The organism is Pseudomonas sp. Z1-12 (genome assembly GCF_051132015.1).
GTDB classification, from domain to species: domain Bacteria; phylum Pseudomonadota; class Gammaproteobacteria; order Pseudomonadales; family Pseudomonadaceae; genus Aquipseudomonas; species Aquipseudomonas zanjanensis.
Genome location: NZ_CP071647.1, coordinates 6,549,875 through 6,567,637, shown reverse-complemented (window position 1 = coordinate 6,567,637; position 17,763 = coordinate 6,549,875). Strand labels below are relative to the sequence as shown.

Annotated in this window: 17 protein-coding genes; 4 read left to right on the top strand and 13 right to left on the bottom strand. The window is 62.5% G+C overall.

What is annotated here, in order from left to right:
* Nucleotides 1–15: 15 nt before the first annotated feature.
* Nucleotides 16–957, top strand: coding sequence for a type VI secretion system-associated lipoprotein TagQ (tagQ, locus tag J3P85_RS28855; protein WP_434704305.1), 942 nt, complete (start codon nt 16–18; stop codon nt 955–957).
* Between the two features lie 768 nt (nt 958–1,725).
* Here tagQ and J3P85_RS28850 read toward each other — a convergent pair.
* Nucleotides 1,726–2,109, bottom strand: a complete 384-nt coding sequence (locus tag J3P85_RS28850; RefSeq protein ID WP_434704304.1) for a DUF6124 family protein — start codon at nt 2,107–2,109, stop codon at nt 1,726–1,728.
* A gap of 533 nt (nt 2,110–2,642) precedes the next feature.
* On the opposite strand from J3P85_RS28850, the gene J3P85_RS28845 reads away from it, so the two are divergent.
* On the top strand, nt 2,643–3,023 hold the full coding sequence (locus J3P85_RS28845) for a helicase (protein ID WP_434704303.1): 381 nt from the start codon (nt 2,643–2,645) through the stop codon (nt 3,021–3,023).
* Between the two features lie 264 nt (nt 3,024–3,287).
* On the opposite strand, the gene J3P85_RS28840 is transcribed toward J3P85_RS28845, so the two are convergent.
* From J3P85_RS28840 to exbB, 6 genes are all read right to left on the bottom strand, one after another.
* Nucleotides 3,288–4,685 carry an aminoacyl-tRNA deacylase and HDOD domain-containing protein gene (locus J3P85_RS28840; protein ID WP_186706905.1) on the bottom strand — a complete coding sequence of 466 codons (1,398 nt, stop codon included), beginning with the start codon at nt 4,683–4,685 and terminating at the stop codon, nt 3,288–3,290.
* A gap of 79 nt (nt 4,686–4,764) precedes the next feature.
* Nucleotides 4,765–6,840, bottom strand: a complete 2,076-nt coding sequence (gene recG, locus J3P85_RS28835) for an ATP-dependent DNA helicase RecG (RefSeq protein ID WP_411385958.1) — start codon at nt 6,838–6,840, stop codon at nt 4,765–4,767.
* 9 nt (nt 6,841–6,849) lie between these two features.
* Complete coding sequence (locus J3P85_RS28830) at nt 6,850–7,770, bottom strand: hydrogen peroxide-inducible genes activator (RefSeq protein WP_186706903.1); 921 nt, start codon at nt 7,768–7,770, stop codon at nt 6,850–6,852.
* Nucleotides 7,771–8,095: 325 nt separating this feature from the next.
* Nucleotides 8,096–8,851 carry an energy transducer TonB gene (locus J3P85_RS28825; protein ID WP_186730335.1) on the bottom strand — a complete coding sequence of 252 codons (756 nt, stop codon included), beginning with the start codon at nt 8,849–8,851 and terminating at the stop codon, nt 8,096–8,098.
* Nucleotides 8,848–9,276 carry a TonB system transport protein ExbD gene (gene exbD, locus J3P85_RS28820; RefSeq protein WP_053126573.1) on the bottom strand — a complete coding sequence of 143 codons (429 nt, stop codon included), beginning with the start codon at nt 9,274–9,276 and terminating at the stop codon, nt 8,848–8,850. Before exbD ends, J3P85_RS28825 begins: the two co-directional genes overlap by 4 nt.
* 6 nt (nt 9,277–9,282) lie before the next feature.
* A complete protein-coding gene (gene exbB, locus J3P85_RS28815) occupies nt 9,283–10,254 on the bottom strand; it encodes a tonB-system energizer ExbB (protein WP_434704302.1) in 972 nt (323 codons plus the stop codon).
* A 187-nt stretch (nt 10,255–10,441) separates the two neighbouring features.
* Here exbB and J3P85_RS28810 point away from each other — a divergent pair, with 187 nt between their 5' ends.
* Entirely contained in the window at nt 10,442–11,299 is an 858-nt protein-coding gene (locus tag J3P85_RS28810; protein ID WP_434704301.1) for an SDR family oxidoreductase, read from the top strand.
* Nucleotides 11,300–11,441: 142 nt separating this feature from the next.
* Here J3P85_RS28810 and J3P85_RS28805 read toward each other — a convergent pair whose 3' ends face one another.
* The 6 genes from J3P85_RS28805 to J3P85_RS28780 form a co-directional block, all read right to left on the bottom strand.
* Nucleotides 11,442–12,182: a hypothetical protein gene (locus J3P85_RS28805; protein ID WP_434704300.1), complete on the bottom strand. Its 741-nt coding sequence runs from the start codon at nt 12,180–12,182 to the stop codon at nt 11,442–11,444.
* 55 nt (nt 12,183–12,237) lie between these two features.
* Nucleotides 12,238–12,618: a RidA family protein gene (locus tag J3P85_RS28800; protein ID WP_434704299.1), complete on the bottom strand. Its 381-nt coding sequence runs from the start codon at nt 12,616–12,618 to the stop codon at nt 12,238–12,240.
* A gap of 35 nt (nt 12,619–12,653) precedes the next feature.
* Nucleotides 12,654–14,759 carry a bifunctional GTP diphosphokinase/guanosine-3',5'-bis pyrophosphate 3'-pyrophosphohydrolase gene (gene spoT / locus J3P85_RS28795; protein ID WP_053126562.1) on the bottom strand — a complete coding sequence of 702 codons (2,106 nt, stop codon included), beginning with the start codon at nt 14,757–14,759 and terminating at the stop codon, nt 12,654–12,656.
* A gap of 60 nt (nt 14,760–14,819) precedes the next feature.
* Complete coding sequence (gene rpoZ, locus J3P85_RS28790; RefSeq protein ID WP_003177259.1) at nt 14,820–15,083, bottom strand: DNA-directed RNA polymerase subunit omega; 264 nt, start codon at nt 15,081–15,083, stop codon at nt 14,820–14,822.
* A 167-nt stretch (nt 15,084–15,250) separates the two neighbouring features.
* Nucleotides 15,251–15,871 carry a guanylate kinase gene (gene gmk, locus J3P85_RS28785; protein ID WP_053126561.1) on the bottom strand — a complete coding sequence of 207 codons (621 nt, stop codon included), beginning with the start codon at nt 15,869–15,871 and terminating at the stop codon, nt 15,251–15,253.
* Between the two features lie 12 nt (nt 15,872–15,883).
* Nucleotides 15,884–16,747: a YicC/YloC family endoribonuclease gene (locus J3P85_RS28780; RefSeq protein WP_434704298.1), complete on the bottom strand. Its 864-nt coding sequence runs from the start codon at nt 16,745–16,747 to the stop codon at nt 15,884–15,886.
* A 265-nt stretch (nt 16,748–17,012) separates the two neighbouring features.
* Here J3P85_RS28780 and rph point away from each other — a divergent pair, with 265 nt between their 5' ends.
* Complete coding sequence (gene rph / locus J3P85_RS28775; RefSeq protein ID WP_003177262.1) at nt 17,013–17,735, top strand: ribonuclease PH; 723 nt, start codon at nt 17,013–17,015, stop codon at nt 17,733–17,735.
* Nucleotides 17,736–17,763: the final 28 nt, after the last annotated feature.

Here is a 17,763-nt window from a genome sequence, read left to right as displayed (position 1 = left end):
AAAGAGAACACAACTATGCTTTTCTCCCGTAAACCTTTGGCTTCGGTTTCCAAGCGTCACTTGCTGATGGTCGCTGTCGGCTTCAGCACCGTACTGACCGGCTGCGCCACGTCGCCGACGTCCAAGGTCGCGTCGAGCACCAAGGTCGAGTACTACCCGAACTGCTACGAGCCGGTGCAGCACTTGCGCGCCACCGAAGGCAACATGACCAAGTCGGTTGTCACCGGTGCGGCCGTTGGCGCGGTCGGCGGGGCGCTGCTGGGCGCCCTGACCGCTGACAAGGAAGATCGCGGTCGCAACGCCGCCATCGGTGCCGCGGGCGGCGCCTTGGCCGGTGGTGCCGCCGGTTATTACACCGAGCGCCAGAAGCAGATCGCCGATGACAACATGCGCATCGCTTCCTACGCGGCTGATGTCAGCAAAAGCGCTTCGGACATCGACCGCAGCACCGCCTACGCCAGGACCTCGCAGCAGTGCTACCAGAACGCGTTCAGCAAACTGGTTGCCGACCGCAAGGCCAAGACCATCAACGACACCGAAGGCCGTAAGCGCCTGGCGGAAATCGTCGCGGGCCTGAAAGAGTCGAACGACCTGATCGTCGCGGTCAACGGCAAAGCGTCCGAAGACCTGAACAACTACACCCAGGCCTACGAGAAAGACCTGCAGCAAGTGGGTGTGCAGCGTACTGACGTGGTGACCGTGGCCACTGCCGATACCACGCAGGTTGTGGCGGCTCAGACCAGCACCAAGACCAAGAAGAAAGTGACGCCGGCGAAGAAGAAAGAGCTGCCAGTCGTGCCGAAAGAAGCGGTCGCCACTGAGAAGACCTTGCAGGACGCCAAGGCCAAGCAAGATCAAAGCAAGCAGGTTGCCAGCGCGGGTACTACTCAGGTGAACAGCATGTGCAAAAACCCGGATCTGGGCGACTGGGCACCGGTTCCTTGCCCGAATGTTTGATTGAGTGAGGGTGGCTGATCACTTCCCTGGAGTGGTCACTGCTTTAAAACCTGTGGGAGCGAGCTTGCTCGCGATAGCGCCGGTTCAGTTGGCATCTTTGTCGACTGATCCACCGCCATCGCGAGCAAGCTCGCTCCCACAGTTGTTTTGTGTTGGCTGAAATATCTGCGACAACCCCTCGATCCGTCTGTGGGAGCAAAGCTTGCTCGCGATGGCTGCCTGGCAGATGGCAAGGATTTTGTTGATAGGGTACATATCCGTTGCTGCGGTAACGGCTGCTTAGGGTTCCGCCCTTACGGCGACTCACTTTTTTTCAGACGCCAAAAAAAGTAAGCAAAAAAGGCTTGCCCCACCACTAGGTGCCTCGCTTAGGCTCGGCATGCCCTCACTCCGGCATTGCTCCGTGGGCCGCCGCGAAGGGCCATCCATGGCCCAGCGCGGCTATCCCGGCATCCATGCCGGGATGCCCACTCCACAATGCCTGCGTTCGGCCATCGTGGTTAACGGGGCCTCCAGATCAAAAGCAAAAGCGAGGCGGCCTGACAGCCGACCTGGCTCTCCGACCGTGCCCCAATCCAACTGTGGGAGCGAGCTTGCTCGCGATAGCGTCAGGTCAGACACGTAATCTGTCGCTGACCCACCGCCATCGCGAGCAAGCTCGCTCCCACAGTTGTTTTGTGCTGGCTGAAATATTCGCAACAACCCAATCCCCTGTGGGAGCGAGCCTGCTCGCGAAGGCGTCTGTTCAGCTTGCATCAAAACAAGGCGCTACCCCTTGGCCCCAGGCGCCGCCATCTCCTTGGTTTCCAGATGATCCAATGCCCGTTCAACCAACAATTGAACCCCATCGGCCATGCGGCTGATCGCCAGGGCGACGCAGCGGCGGGAGTCATCCACGTCGTCAGCCAGGTCGGCGGCGATGGTGCTGATGGAGAGCAGGTCTTCGGAGGCGTTGGCGAGCAGGGTTTCGGTGTCGATGTGGGGGGACACGATGAAGAGTTGGTTTTTGTCGGGTTCGGGCGGTGAGGCGGGCTTGGGGTTGAGGTAGTAGTCGAGGGCGCGGGTGGCGGCGTCTTCGAGCTTTTTTTCTTCCTGCGCTTGGGCGCGGGATTTATGGCCGCTTTGTGGCGGATTGGGAGTGACCTTGAACATAAATGTATTCCCGATATGTATTGAATGAAGGCTGGCACCTTTCGTTGCACCGAAAGGGGTGGCAGCTGTGCGCGGGTGTGCAAGACCGGGCATATCGGACCCCGGCAGACCTCGAGAGTCTCCCGCGCGCAGCCGCCATAAACACACCAATACGAGCGTGAGCCGTTTGGCGTAGCAGTTGCGCGCCGATATGTACCGGACTTGCACGTCCGTGTCACCGTTTTTTGCGATGACGAACAGAGGTTAGCGGCGCTCCAAAGCGCTGCCTAGTTCATGAACAGCCCTGCGTCTTGAAGGAAATGTCCGAGGGTTTGGCAGGGCAAAAAGATCAAATGATCGCAGCCTTCGGCAGCTCCTACGGAAATCGATGTAGGAGCTTCCGAAGGCTGCGATCGTTTGATTTTTAATTCGTGACTTAGCAGTCATCTTTCGCGAAAACCAGCTGATCTTCCGCTAAAGCGATCCGATGATGGCGTTGCGCTGAAGAATCGCTAAACTGCCAGCCATTGATCTTTTCTCACGAGGCTGTGCCCATGAAATTTCGTTTTCTGTTGTGGATGCTGGGGTTGTTGATGGGCAAGGCCAGCCGGACCAACCCGGCATTCCAACAGCAGTTGGGCGACAAGGAATTGGTGTTCCAGCTACAAACCCTGGACGGCAAGGTCGCCCGGCATTTCATCGTGAAGAACCAGCGCATCACCAGCCAGTCCGGGGTTTACCCGACCCCGGCCTTCGCCATTGCCTTCAAGGACGCCGCCTATGGCTTCGCGACGATGCAGGCCAAGAACAAGCAGTTGGCATTCATGACGGGGATTCAGGACAAGTCGATCCAGATCAAGGGCAACCCGGCGCTGGTGATTTGGTTCCAAGGGCTGACCAAGTACCTGAAGCCGAGGAAACCTAAAGCCAAGTGACTCCCCTGTGGCGAGGGAGCTTGCTCCCGCTGGGCCGCGAAGCGGCCCCAAACGGATTGACGCGGTCTTCCAGGCAGATCGCGTCGGCAGGGTTTTGCGACTGCTGCGCAGCCGAGCGGGAGCAAGCTCCCTCGCCACAAAAGCTCTTCAGTCAGCAGCCAATGAGTCATTAGTCAGCCAGCAACCTATGGGCTCAGCTGTCAGCCTGCAGTCAATGAGCTCACCAGGCAGTTAGCCATCAATGAGCTATGAATCAGCCGGGCATCAGTGACCGAACTGCGAAGCCAGCTCCCGCAGCAGCACTTCGGCCTCAAGCACCTTGCTGACCACATCGTTGGCCTTTTCCCGGGTCAGGCCCACACGTTCGAGCAACGCATCCGGGATGTCTTCATCCGGGCCGGAGCCGATGCTGCGCGAGCGCAGCAAGCGCACGGCCAGGCATACCAGGTTCGGGTAGGCGGCGTATTCGCCGTCGTAGTGCGGGTCGTGCTGGAAGCGCAGGGCGGTGGCCAGTTCGTCGGGCATGTCCCAGTAGCGCATCAGCCAGGCGCCGATTTGCTCGCGGCTGATGCCCAGCAGGTGCTGTTCCACGTAGCTGTGGCACAGGTGCGGGTTGACCTCCAGGTGTCGGCAGATCAGCGAGAAGTGTGGTGGGAACACATGGGCCAGCAGCAGATAACCGAAGTTATGCAGCAGGCCCGACAGGTAGGTTAGGCCGCCTTCGGGGCGCTGGGCCCGCGGCATGGCGCGGGTCAGACCCTCGATGACGGCGGCGGTGTAGATCGACTGGTGCCAGTACGGCGTGGTGTGTTGCGGGTGGTCCTTGGGCAGGCTCAGGGTCTTGCCCAGGGCTAGGCCCAGTGCGAGGTTGATCACCAGGTCGAAGCCCAGCACCCGGACAATGGCGTCCTCCACCGAGCGAATCTTGCCGGGCGAGGCGTAGTAGGGCGAGGCGGCCCAGCTCACCACTTGCGCGGCCAGGGCCGGATCGGTTTCCACCACGCCGGTGATGTCGTCGATGGTGGCGTCGGGGTCGACTCGCAGCTTGATGATCTTTTGCGCGGTTTCAGCCAGCGGCGGGATTTCGATGGTTTCTTCCAGCCGTTGCTGGATACGCCGGGCGGTAAACGCTTGCACAGCCTGGGTGATTTCCGCGCGGTCGTCGTGCGGGCGGTCCAGGTTGGGGGTGATGTTGCTCACGGCTTCGCCAAATGTCGCGGCGCTGGCCTTGGTGAGCATGGTCTTGAACGCTTCGCTGGTCACTTCCAGCAGCAGCCCCGGCTCGCCGGAGTTGATCAGCAATTTGGGTTCGCGCAGCAGGCTTTCTTCGTACAGGCACGGTGAGCTGGTCAGCGCCGGCAGGCCGGGCAGCAGGCTCAGGCTGTGTTTGCCGAGCATGCGCTCCAGGCGTTCGGTCGGCACCGCCGTGAGCTTGCGACCGGTGAGTTCGGCCAGGCGATTGAGGTCCAGCAGCTGGCTTTGCGGAAACAGCACCATGAGCGCGCCAACGGCATCGTGCAGCAACACCGCCTGCACCTTGCGGGCTGGGTTCAGGCCGGGTCGTTCGAGTACTTCGTCATAGCCGATGCCCAATTTCTCGAGCAACAGCCGAATAACAGACGGAGCGTGCGGGGCTTCGGGGACGAGGGCAGCTTCTGTCATGGTCTGTATCCGTTTTCCTACAAGTTGGTCAGTATAACCAGCTTGTCCGGCACGCGGGTCTTGAAAACTGAGCGCGTGCTCACACTTGGCCGTATTGCTGCCCATGACGCAGCCAGCGATCCAGCAGCGGGCTGACGTGGTCGGGCCAGCGTTCCAACAGGGCCTGGGCGGCGTCGCGCACGGCAGGGAGCAGATCGGCGTCGCGCATCAGGTCGGCTACCTTGAATTGAAGCAGACCGGTCTGGCGCGTGCCGAGCATTTCACCGGGGCCGCGCAATTCGAGGTCTTTTTCGGCGATGACGAAACCGTCGTTGGTTTCGCGCATGATCCCCAGCCGCTGGCGCCCGATCTGCGACAGTGGCGGGTGATAGAGCAAGACGCAATGGCTGGCGGCGCTGCCCCGGCCCACCCGGCCGCGCAGCTGGTGCAACTGCGCCAGGCCCAGGCGCTCGGGGTTTTCGATGATCATCAGGCTGGCGTTTGGCACGTCGACGCCGACCTCGATCACCGTGGTGGCGACCAGCAGTTGCAGGGCGCCGGCCTTGAATTCAGCCATGACCGCGGCTTTTTCGACGGGTTTCATGCGGCCGTGGATCAACCCGACCTTCAACTCGCCGAGGGCGGCGGTGAGGTCCTCGAAGGTGGTTTCGGCCGCCTGGCAGGTCAGCTCTTCCGACTCTTCGATCAATGTGCACACCCAATAGGCCTGCCGCCCTTCGGCACAGGCGCTGCGCACGCGCTCGATCACTTCCACTCGTCGGGTATCGGTGACCAGCACGGTGTTGACCGGTGTACGGCCGGGCGGCAGTTCGTCGAGGATCGAGGTGTCGAGGTCGGCGTAGGCGCTCATCGCCAGGGTCCGTGGGATCGGCGTGGCGGTCATGATCAGTTGATGAGGACACATGCGCCCGCCCACGCCTTTCTGCCGCAAAGCCAGGCGTTGTTGCACGCCGAAGCGGTGCTGTTCGTCGATGATCACCAGCGCCAGGTTCTTGAACTGCACTTCATCCTGGAACAGCGCATGGGTGCCGACCACCATCGGCGCGCCCTCGGCGATCTGCGCCAGGGCGGCGGCGCGGTTCTTGCCCTTGAGCTTGCCGGCCAGCCAGGCGACTTCAATGCCCAGTGGTTCGAGCCAGCGCTGGAAGGTGATGAAATGTTGCTCGGCGAGGATCTCGGTGGGCGCCATCAACGCCACTTGATAGCCGGCCTCCAAGGCCTGCAGCGCGGCGAGGGCGGCAACCACGGTCTTGCCGGCGCCGACATCGCCCTGGATCAGCCGCAGCATCGGCTCGGGCTGGCTCAGGTCGTAGGCGATTTCGTTGCCCACCCGTTGCTGGGCGCCCGTTGGGGTGAAGCCGAGGTTGGCCAGGTAGCGGGCCGGCAGGTCCTTGGCCTTGGGCATGGCCGGGGCGCGCAGGGAACGCAGGCTTTCGCGCAGGCGTTGCTGGGACAGTTGATGGGTCAGCAGTTCTTCGAACGCGAGGCGATGCTGGGCCCAGTGATGGCCGAGGGCGAGTTCGTCGACGTCGGCATCGGCGGGCGGATGGTGCAGGTAGCGGATCGCATCGGCCAGCGGCGCCAACTGATAATCCCGCGCCAGTTCCGTGGGCAGCCAGTCGGGCAGGCTGCTGGGGCCCAGTAGCGTCAGGGTTTGCTGGCAGAGCTGGCGCAAACGTTGTTGGGTCAGGCCTTCGGTGAGCGGATAGACCGGGGTCAGGGTTTCATCCACGGGCGGCGGCTCGTCACCGGTAATGCTGCGGTATTCCGGGTGATAGATCTCCAGCCCGGACGCCCCGGGCCGTGCTTCGCCGTAGCAACGCACGCGGGTGCCGCGCTTGAGACCTTCCTTTTGCGCATTGCTGAAGTGATAAAAGCGCAGGCTGAGCCCACCGGTGCCATCCTGCAGGCGCACCACCAGGCTGCGACGACGGCCCATGACCACATCGGCGCCGCTGACGGTGCCTTCAATCACCGCGTCCTGCCCCGGGCGCAGATGGCCGATGGGCACCACGCGGGTGCGGTCCTGATAGCGCAACGGCAGGTGAAACAGCAGGTCCTGGAGGTTTTCCAGGCCGACCTTGGCCAGTTTCTCGGCCATGGCTTCACCGACACCCTTGAGTGTCGTGACCGGCACTTTCGACAGCTCAGTCATGGCAGCGGCTTACTTGGCAGCGGGCGGCTTGGCCACGGAGCACAGGCGGATCGAGTCGGCGAGGATTTCGATGGCCTTGGGCCGCGGGAAGCTGGCGCGCCAGGCGATGGCAACGGTGCGGAACGGCACGGGTGGCGTCAGCGGGCGGACTTCGATCACGCCAGGGGAGTAATGATGGCTGTCCACCGCCGACAGCGGCAGGATCGAGATACCCAGGCCGGAAGCGACCATGTGGCGAATGGTTTCCAGGGAGCTGGATTCCACCGTGGTGTGCTTGGCGCCTTCGCTGCCCTTGGTCAGGGTCGGGCAGGCTTCGAGCACCTGGTCGCGGAAGCAGTGGCCCTCGCCGAGCAGCAGCAGGCTCTTGTCGTTGAGCAGGGCGGCGTCGATGGTTTTTTTCTGGGTCCAGGGGTGCTCTGCCGGCATCAGGACGTAGAACGGTTCGTCATAGAGCGGCAGGGTCAGGACGTCGGCTTCGTTGAACGGCAGGGCGATGATGATCGCGTCCAGCTCGCCGTTGCGCAGCTTGTCGCGCAGCACGTGGGTGAAGTTTTCTTCGATGTACAACGGCATCTGCGGGGCGACCCGGTGCAGTTGCGGAATCAGGTGCGGGAACAGGTACGGGCCGACGGTGTAGATCGCGCCGACTTTCAGCGGGGCGGTCAGTTGGTTCTTGCCGGCCTGGGCCAGTTCGCGAATGCCTTGGGCCTGTTCAAGGACCTTCTGTGCCTGGGCGACGATGCCTTCGCCCACCGGGGTCAGGCGCACGGCGCTTTTGCTGCGCTCGAAAATCAGCACACCGAGTTCGTCTTCAAGTTTTTTCACACCCACCGACAGCGTCGGCTGGCTGACGTGGCAACGCTCGGCCGCATGGCCGAAATGCTGCTCTTGGGCGAGGGTCACGATGTAGCGTAATTCTGTGAGGGTCATGGCGAGCGTCCGTGAAGTTGCGAGCCAAGCATACCGGCTGCAATCGATAGACGCACGTTATCAGACTGGGGGTGCGGTGGGACACTGGCGAATGTCTGTGGGGCGTTGCTGGATATGAAAAAGGCATCTTTCGATGCCTTTATGTCGGTTGTGCTCATTGTGGCGAGGGAGCTTGCTCCCGCTGGCCTGCGCAGCAGGCCTCTGGTGCGGCGAACGCGGTCTGCCTGATGCAGCACATTCGCTGGTTTTGGGGCCGCTTCGCGGCCCAGCGGGAGCAAGCTCCCTCGCCACAGGATTCAACCTGCCATCGGGTTGCCAGATTGAGTCAACGCCGGCGCTTGTCGATGGAGTACACGAACGGTGCCGTCAGTTCGATGGTGCCGTTGGTCAGCAACTCCGCCGGTGGCTTGGGCAGCGGTTGGGCGCGGCGGATCATTTCCAGGGTGGCCCGGTCCAGCAACTCGGTGCCGGAACTGCCCACCAGTTCGAATGACAACACGTTGCCGTCGGCATCCACCACGAAACGCAGGCGGTTGGTGCCTTCCTTGTTCATCTGCTGGGCCCTGGGCGGGTACTTCTTGTACTTGCCCAGGTGCGCCAGCAGCGTGCCCTGCCAATTGGCCTTGGCAGCCGATTGCGCGGGCGACGGGCCAGGCGCCGGTTGCGCGGACTTCTCGGCGACTGACTGGGTGGGCGGCGTGTCGCTGGGTTTCTGCTCCGACGGCTGTTCCTTCGGCGGCTCGGGTTTTTTCTCCACCGGTTTGGGCTTGGGCGGTTGAGGCTTGGGCTTGGGCTTGACCGGCTTGGGCACGGCGATTTCAGGCTTCGGTGCTTCGGCGAGTTTAGGCAGCGGCAGCTCTTCCACCGGCTCGGGCGGTTGCGGCGGTGTGACGACTTTTGGCGGTGCCGGTGGCGGCGGGGCTGGGACCGGCGCCAGCTCGACCATCATCGCCTGGGGCGGCAACTCGATGGGCGCTCGCGTGGTCCAGTTCAGCGCCAGGGCGATGGCGAGCGCATGCACGCCCAGCACCACTGCCAGGCTACCGCTGTAACGCGTCAGCTTTTGGCGCGTCGTGATCATTTTTTAGGCGCCGTCTCGAGTCCGACCAGGCCGACTTTCAAGTAGCCGGCGCTTCGCAGCGCGTCCATCACACTCATCAGGTCGCCGTAGTCCACGCCTTTATCGGCCTGGAAGAAGATCGTCGTGTCCTTCTTGCCCTGGGTCTTGGCGTCGAGGGTCGCGCCGAGGGTGTCGGCCTTGACCTCTTCCTCACCGAGGAACAGGCGCTGATCGGCCTTGACGCTGAGGAACACCGGTTTCTCCGGCCGCGGCGAAGGCTTGGCCGTCGACGCCGGCAGGTCGACCTTGATGTCCACGGTGGCCAGCGGGGCTGCCACCATGAAGATGATCAACAGCACCAGCATCACGTCGATGAACGGCGTGACGTTGATTTCGTGGTTCTCGGCCAGATCGTCGTCTGCGCCTTCTTTCAAATGCAGGCCCATGGCCGATTACCCCACTTTCACCATGTGCGGTTGCGAGCCACGCTCGGGCGGCAAGTGGTCGAGGTCACGGCTGACCAGCAGCAGGACTTCAGCCGAAGCGTCGGAAACCTGGGCCTTGTAGCCGGCAATGGAGCGGGCGAAGACGTTGTAGATCACCACCGCCGGGATTGCCGCGACCAGGCCCAGTGCCGTTGCCAGCAGGGCTTCGGCAATACCCGGAGCGACGACGGCGAGGTTGGTGGTCTGGGTCTTGGCGATGCCGATGAAGCTGTTCATGATGCCCCACACGGTGCCGAACAGGCCGACGAACGGCGCGGTGGAACCAATGGTGGCGAGCACACCGGTGCCGCTGCTCATGTTGCGACCGCAGGCAGCGACCAGGCGCTCGAGGCGGAAGCTCACGCGCTCCTTGATGCCTTCCTTCTCGCGGCTGTTGGCCGACAGGCGCATCTCTTCGAGGGCGTCATGCACCAGCAGGTTGGCGAGGGTGCCTTCCTTCGCGGCGGTGGCGCTGGCTTCCTTGAGGGTGGCGGCTTTTTTCAGGGCGGCGATTTCACCGCGCAAGCGACGCTTGGCACCCAGCAGCTCGAAGCCTTTGGCGATCCAGATGGTCCAGGTGATGATCGAGGCGATGGCCAGGCCGATCATCACGATCTTCACGATGATGTCGGCGTTCTGGTACATGCCCCATGGCGACAGGTCGTGGGCCATGCCCAGGGTATTGTCGGCTTCGAGCACTTCAGGTGCATCGGCCTCGACGGCTTGGGCCGGGTCGGTGGCGACCGGCGTCGCAACGGGAGCGGCTGGATCGGCAGGCGCCTGGGCAGCAGCAGGTGCGGCGGCCGGAGTCGTCGCTGGCGCCTGTGCATCGGCGAAGGCCGCGGCAGGTGCCAGCAACAGGCTGAACAACAAGGCGGCTATCGTGCTCCAGGCACGAGGTCGATTGGTTGGCGAAGCGGGGGATAGAGAGCGTTTCATGCTGGCCGGACCTGAGAAAAAAAGAAGATTGATGTTCTTCCAGGCCTCGTGGGCCGAGAACAAAAGTGGCGAGCATTATTGCAAGTAATTCTTGTTAACAAAAGTAATACAGTAACTTTTTTTCTCACATGGCTAGCCGCTCATCCCCCACGGAGGCTAGTCTGCGGCTTTGCCAGAGGAGTTCTTGATGTCCGCGCCTTCTGTTTTGATCGCCGGCTGCGGTGATATCGGCGGCCGCCTGGCCAGCCAGTTAGTGGCCGAACGTTGGCAGGTCCATGGCCTGCGGCGCACGGTTTCGAACCTGCCGGCGGGCGTCATCGGGGTGGCAGGGGATTTGTTCAGCGAGCAATGCCCCGCCGACTGGCCCACCGGGTCGCTGGATTACCTGGTGTATAGCGCCGCGGCCACCGACCATGACGAGGCGGGCTATCGCACCGCTTACGTCGAAGGGTTGCAGCATGTGCTGGGCTGGCTGAAGCAGCATGGCCAACGGCCCAAGCGCCTGTTGTTTGTGTCCAGCAGCAGTGTGTATGGGCAGCAGCAGGGCGAATGGGTGGATGAAACTTCACCCACCGTGGCCGGCGGATATTCCGGTCGACTGATGCTTGAAGCCGAGCAAGTCGCCCTGGACAGCGGCATTCCGGCCAGTCGCGTGCGCCTGACCGGCATTTATGGTCCAGGTCGGGAGTGGTTGCTGAGCCAGGTGCGCCAAGGTTATCGCGTGGTGATCGACCCGCCGCTGTACGCCAATCGTATCCACGCCGACGACGCGGCCGGCTTGCTGGCGTTTCTGCTGGAGGCTGATCGCCAAGGCAAGGCGCTGGACGACTGCTACATCGGCGTCGACGACGCCCCTGCGCCGTTGGCCGAAGTCGTGGGCTGGCTGCGGGAATTCATGGGTGTTACCGAGTGGGCCGAAGATGCCAGCGTGCGGCGCGCCGGCAGCAAGCGCTGCAGCAATGCCCGGGCGAAGGCCTTGGGCTGGACGCCGCGTTATCCGAGTTTTCGCGAGGGGTATGCGGCGATTCTGGAAGGGCGCTGCTGATTCTCCTGGCAGCCCAAAAACAAACTGTGGGAGCAAGCTTGCTCGCGATGAGGCCCTGACAGTCAATATCAAAGTTGACTGTTACACCGCTATCGCGAGCAAGCTCGCTCCCACAGGGAGTTTTGTTGTCACCTGAATCGCGTTACTGCTTTTCAAGTACCCAGCGCCGATCACCCGGCGTGAACGACGGCATTTCATCCGCCAATGCCGCATTAACGGTCTGGAAAATCTCCAGCTTCTTGCCGTCGCGGGCAAAGATCCAAGTGTTGCCCTGGCCGTTCTGCTGCAGCCAGATGTTGTCGTTGCCGCCGCTCATGGAGGCGCAATCGCCGGCCAGGCACAAGGCGTAGCGATCGGCCCCCGGCAGGCCGCTGACCTGGCCGTCGGGCTGGAATTGCACGGTGGCGCCCTGGCCGGGGCCGCTGGTGATGTTCCAAGTGCCACCGAGGTAAGCGGCATACAGCGCGCGCTCGAAACTGGCACCGATGGGTGCGCCTTCCGGTACCTGCACTTGCGCGCGGTCGAAAACCTGCTGCGGTTCGTTCTCGGTGGCGGCCTGGCTCAACTGGTCGCCGTCGCGCTTGAGTTCGCTGGCGGAGCTGCCGTAGAAGTCGACTTTCCAGGCGCCGTCTTCTTCGCCCAGCAACTTGCCTTCGACGTTTTCAAAACCGTTGGTGTAGCGCGCCTGGCCGGCCCGGGTGTTGACGTCCCATTCCAGGTTCGGGCCATAGCCTTGCAGCGCTTCGCGCAGCGGGCCGCCCTTGGCGGCAGCGTCGATGGCCGCCTGGTTGATCCAGGTGCCGCTGATGTCACGGTCGGCAGGGTCGCTGGCGCAGCCGCCCAGAAGCAGGGCTGCCAGCGAGAGAGCAAGCGCTTTGCGCATGGTGGAATCCTTTCAAGACGAAAACGGCGCAGCGGGGGAAGCTGCGCCGACCTTATTACTCGAGGACCAGGATGGCATCCATCTCGACCTGCGAGCCCTTCGGCAGGGCCGCTACGCCGATGGCGGCGCGGGCAGGGTAGGGCTGGTCGAAGTATTTGCCCATGATCTCGTTGACCTTGGCAAAGTGGCTCAGGTCGGTGAGGAAGATATTCAGCTTGACGATGTCCTTGAACGAACCACCGGCAGCGTCGGCCACGGCCTTGAGGTTTTCGAACACCTGCACGGTCTGGGCTTCGAAGCCTTCCACCAGTTCCATGGTTTTCGGGTCCAGTGGGATCTGGCCCGACATGTACACCGTGTTGCCGGCCTTGATCGCCTGGGAATAGGTGCCGATGGCGGCTGGGGCCTTGTCGCTGGTGATTACGGTCTTGGTCATCGATGACTCCTTGTAAGGAATAGGCTATTGAGGCGTTATGCGCGCATCCGGGTGATGCGGATAACGCCGGTCAGGGCGCGCAGCTTCTTGATTACGCGGGCCAGGTGCACACGGTCGTGCACGCTGACCACCAATTGGACGACGCTGATGCGACCATCGCGCTCGTCCATGCTGATTTTTTCGATATTGCCGTCGGCGGCGTTGACGCTGCTGGCCAGCAGGGCGATCAAGCCGCGCTGGTGTTCCAGCTCGACCCGCAGCTCGACATTGAATTCGCCGGTGACATCCTTGGCCCAGGAGAGCTGGATGCATTTTTCCGGGTTGTGGCGGATTTCGCTGATGTTGCGGCAGTTGTCCAGGTGCACCACCATTCCCTTGCCGGCGGACAGGTGGCCGACAATCGGATCGCCCGGGATCGGCGTGCAACACTTGGCATAGCTGAGCACCAGGCCTTCGGTGCCGCGAATCGCCAGCGGGCCTTCGGGGCTTGGCAGCTGTTCGCCTTCGCCGAGCAGGCGACGGGCGACGACATAGGCCATGCGATTGCCCAGGCCGATGTCTTCGAGCAGGTCTTCGATCAATTCGAGACGGTATTCGTGGAGCATCACCTGCACCCGCTCACCCGGAATCTTGTCCAGGGAGCTGTCGAAGCCGTTCAGGACCTTGTTCAGCAGGCGTTCGCCGAGGCTGATGGATTCGGAGCGACGTTGCAGCTTCAGCGCGTGGCGGATGTGCGTGCGGGCCTTGCCGGTGACCACGAAATTGAGCCACGCCGGGTTGGGGCGCGCGCCGGGGGCGCTCACGATCTCCACCGTGGAGCCACTTTGCAGCGGTTCGGACAACGGTGCCAGGCGGCGGTTGATGCGACAGGCAATGCAGCTGTTGCCGACGTCGGTGTGCACCGCATAGGCAAAGTCCACGGCCGTGGAGCCCTTGGGCAACTCCATGATCCGGCCCTTGGGCGTGAAGACGTAGACCTCGTCCGGGAACAGGTCGATCTTCACGCTCTCGATGAATTCCAGGGAGTTGCCGGCGCGCTGCTGCATTTCCAGCACGCCCTTGACCCACTGTCGAGCACGGGCGTGGGTGCTCTTGGGCTGTTCGTCACCGCTGGATTTGTAGAGCCAGTGGGCGGCGATGCCGTTGTTGGCCATCTCTTCCATTTCACGGGTGCGGATCTGAATTTCGATCGGCACGCCGTGCATGCCGAAGAGCGTGGTGTGCAGCGACTGGTAGCCGTTGGCCTTGGGGATCGCGATGTAGTCCTTGAAGCGCCCCGGCAACGGTTTGTACAAATTATGCACAGCCCCCAGCACGCGGTAGCAGGTGTCGACCTTGTCGACGATGATCCGGAACGCATAGACGTCCATGATCTCGTTGAAGGCCCGGCGCTTGCCGCGCATTTTCTTGTAGATGCCGTAGAGGTGTTTCTGCCGCCCGCTGACTTCGCCTTCGATGCCGTCGATGGCCAGGCAGTGGCTCAGGGACTCTTCGATCTTGTTGACGATTTCCTTGCGGTTGCCCCGGGCGCGCTTGACGGCCTGGTTGATCCGCGCCGAACGCATCGGGTGCATCGCCTTGAAACCCAGGTCTTCGAACTCGATGCGGATCGCATGCATGCCCAGGCGATTGGCGATGGGGGCGTAGATTTCCAGAGTTTCCTTGGCGATGCGCCGGCGTTTCTCGCCGGACAGCACTTCCAGGGTGCGCATGTTGTGCAGGCGGTCGGCGAGCTTGACCAGGATCACGCGGATGTCGCGCGCCATGGCCATGGCCATTTTCTGGAAGTTTTCGGCCTGGGCCTCAGCCTTGGTCTCGAAGTTCATCTGGGTCAGCTTGCTGACCCCGTCGACCAGTTCGGCCACGGTTTCGCCAAACTGCGCTTGCAGCGCTTCCTTGGCAATGCCGGTGTCTTCGATCACGTCATGCAGCATCGCCGCCATCAGGCTCTGATGGTCCATGTGCATGTCGGCAAGAATGTTCGCCACGGCAAGCGGGTGCGTGACGTACGCCTCGCCGCTGCGTCGGCGTTGGCCGTCGTGGGCTTGTTCGGCGTAGAAATAGGCTCGGCGGACCAGGTTGACCTGGTCCGTGCCGAGGTAGGCCGATAAGCGATCGGCGAGGGCGTCTATGCTCGGCATGATGGTGACTCCTGCCGTTTGCTGTGACCCCGCGCCGTGCTACGTCGACCAGGCATAGGCTTAGACCGCCTCGTTGGACTCGTCCTCGAACGCTGCGAACAGCGGTTCGTCTTCGACGATCTCAGCGTTGGCGATGAACTCGTAGCTCATCAGGCCTTCGGCGATTTCACGCAGCGCTACCACGGTAGGCTTGTCGTTTTCCCACTGGACCAATGGCTCTTTGCCGCCGGTGGCCAGTTGACGGGCACGCTTGGTAGAGAGCATGACCAGCTCAAAGCGGTTTTCCACGTGTTCTAGGCAGTCTTCAACGGTTACGCGGGCCATGGTATTCCTCGGAGCGAATGCAATATGCGCGCTGCCCGGTTGGGCGAGCGGACTCGACAGTTTAAAAAAACACCAGCGTTTAGGGAAGCGCTGATTTTTTAACCAAACCCCTCGGCGCGCTGCGAGTACCAATGTAAAGCCGTCGCAGCGGTTTTGGGAAGGGCTGTTCAGCCCAGTAGTTCGGCCAATAATTTACCGAAACGTTGCTGCTGGCGTTTCTGTTGCAGCTGGCTGGCGCGAAAAATCGCCTTCAGGTCGTCCAGCGCGTGGGCGAAATCGTCGTTGATGATCAGGTAATCGTAGTCGACGTAGTGGCTCATTTCGCTGACCGCTTCACGCATCCGGCCTTCGATGATCTCGTCGCTGTCCTGGCCGCGGTTGGTCAGGCGCTGGCGCAAGGCCTGCTGGCTCGGGGGAAGGATGAAGATCGAGCGGGCCTGGGGCATCAGCTTGCGCACCTGCTCGGCGCCTTGCCAGTCGATTTCCAGGATTAGGTCGTGGCCTTCGTCGAGGGTCTGCTGCAGATAGCTTTGCGACGTGCCATAGAGGTTGCCGAAGACTTCGGCGCGCTCCAGGAAGTCGCCGTGCTCGGCCATCTTCACGAACTCTTCGCGGTCGACGAAGTGATAGTTCACGCCGTTGACTTCGCCCGGGCGCATGGCACGGGTAGTGTGCGAGACCGAGACGCGGATCTGCGGCTCGGCGTCGATCAGCGCCTTGACCAGGCTGGTCTTGCCGGCGCCCGAGGGCGCGGAAATGATATAGAGAGTGCCGGTGCTGTGGGTCATGTCGGGTTAGCCTTACTCAATGTTCTGCACTTGTTCGCGCATTTGCTCGATCAACACTTTGAGGTTGACCGCTGCCTGGGTGCTGCGCGGGTCGAAGGCTTTGGAGCCCAGTGTATTGGCTTCGCGGTTGAGCTCTTGCATCAGGAAGTCGAGGCGGCGACCGGCCGCGCCGCCGGACTTGAGCACCCGGCGGACTTCGATGATGTGGGTGCTCAGGCGATCCAGTTCTTCGGCCACGTCGCTCTTTTGCGCGAGCATGACCATTTCCTGTTCCAGGCGTTGCGGGTCCAGCTCGGCCTTCATGTCGGCGAAACGATCGAGGACCTTCTGGCGCTGGGTGGCGAGCATCTGCGGGACCAGCTCGCGCAGGGTGCTGACGTCTTCTTCGATGGAGGTCAGGCGCTCGTTGATCAGCCGGGCCAGCTCCGCGCCTTCACGCTCGCGACCGGCCTTGAGCTCCTTCAGGCCTTGGTTGAACAATGCCAGCGCTTCGGCGTTCAGCGCCTGGGGGTCGCTCGCGTCACCCACCAGCACGCCGGGCCAGGCCAGGACTTCCAGCGGATTCAGGGCCGCGGGGTTTTTGATCAGGCTGGCGACGGTTTCGGCGGCAGCGACCAACTGCGCGGCGCGCTCGCGGTCTACTTGCAGGGGTTTGCCGGTGCTTTCTTCGGTGAAGCGCAGGGTGCATTCCAGCTTGCCTCGGGACAGGCCCTGGCGCAGCGCTTCGCGCACGTTGCCTTCCAGGTCGCGGAAGGACTCGGGCAGGCGCAGGTGCGGCTCCAGGTAACGGCTGTTGACCGAGCGCAGCTCCCAGCTCAGCGTGCCTTGGGCCCCGGCTTTCTCGACGCGGGCGAAGGCGGTCATGCTGTGCACCATGGGGGTTCCTCGCAATGCAGGCCGGCCACAATCAATGGTCGCGGGGCCTGGGATCTGTGGATAAATGCTGAAGGACAGCAAAGGCGCGGGATTGTAGCGCAGTGGGACCCAAGCGCCCAAACAGCTCCGGCAACAAACCGCTGCAGCCCGTCGGCCGGGGCTTTGGGCGCGTTCACCGGTCGCGTCAGCTTTTTTAAACTGCCCTCTGGCGGCCCACGGCTCTATAATGTCCGGCAGTTTTCCGTCCTCTGTACAGGTGTTCCCTATGAAACGTCCAAGTGGTCGCGCTGCCGATCAGCTTCGCTCGATCCGCATTACCCGCAACTACACCAAACACGCCGAGGGATCTGTACTGGTCGAATTCGGTGATACCAAGGTCATCTGCACCGTCAGCGTCGAAAACGGCGTACCACGGTTTCTCAAGGGTCAAGGCCAGGGCTGGTTGACCGCCGAATACGGCATGCTGCCGCGCGCCACCGGCGAGCGGAACCAGCGTGAGGCCAGTCGTGGCAAGCAGGGCGGCCGTACCCTGGAAATCCAGCGTCTGATCGGTCGTTCGCTGCGCGCTGCGCTGGACATGTCCAAGCTGGGCGACGTGACGCTGTATGTCGATTGCGACGTGATCCAGGCCGACGGCGGCACGCGTACGGCTTCCATTACCGGGGCCATGGTTGCGCTGGTCGATGCCTTGAAAGTGATCAAGAAGCGCGGCGGCCTCAAGGGCGGTGACCCGCTCAAGCAAATGATCGCCGCCGTGTCCGTGGGCATGTACCAGGGCGAGCCGGTGCTGGACCTGGATTACCTGGAAGATTCCGCCGCCGAGACCGACCTGAACGTGGTCATGACCAGCGCCGGTGGTTTCATCGAAGTCCAGGGCACCGCCGAGGGCGCGCCGTTCCAGCCGGAAGAATTGAACGCTATGCTGGAGTTGGCGAAGAAAGGCATGAACGAGATCTTCGAACTGCAAAAGGCCGCCTTGGCCGACTGATCGTTGTGCGCTTCAGACAAGGAGAATG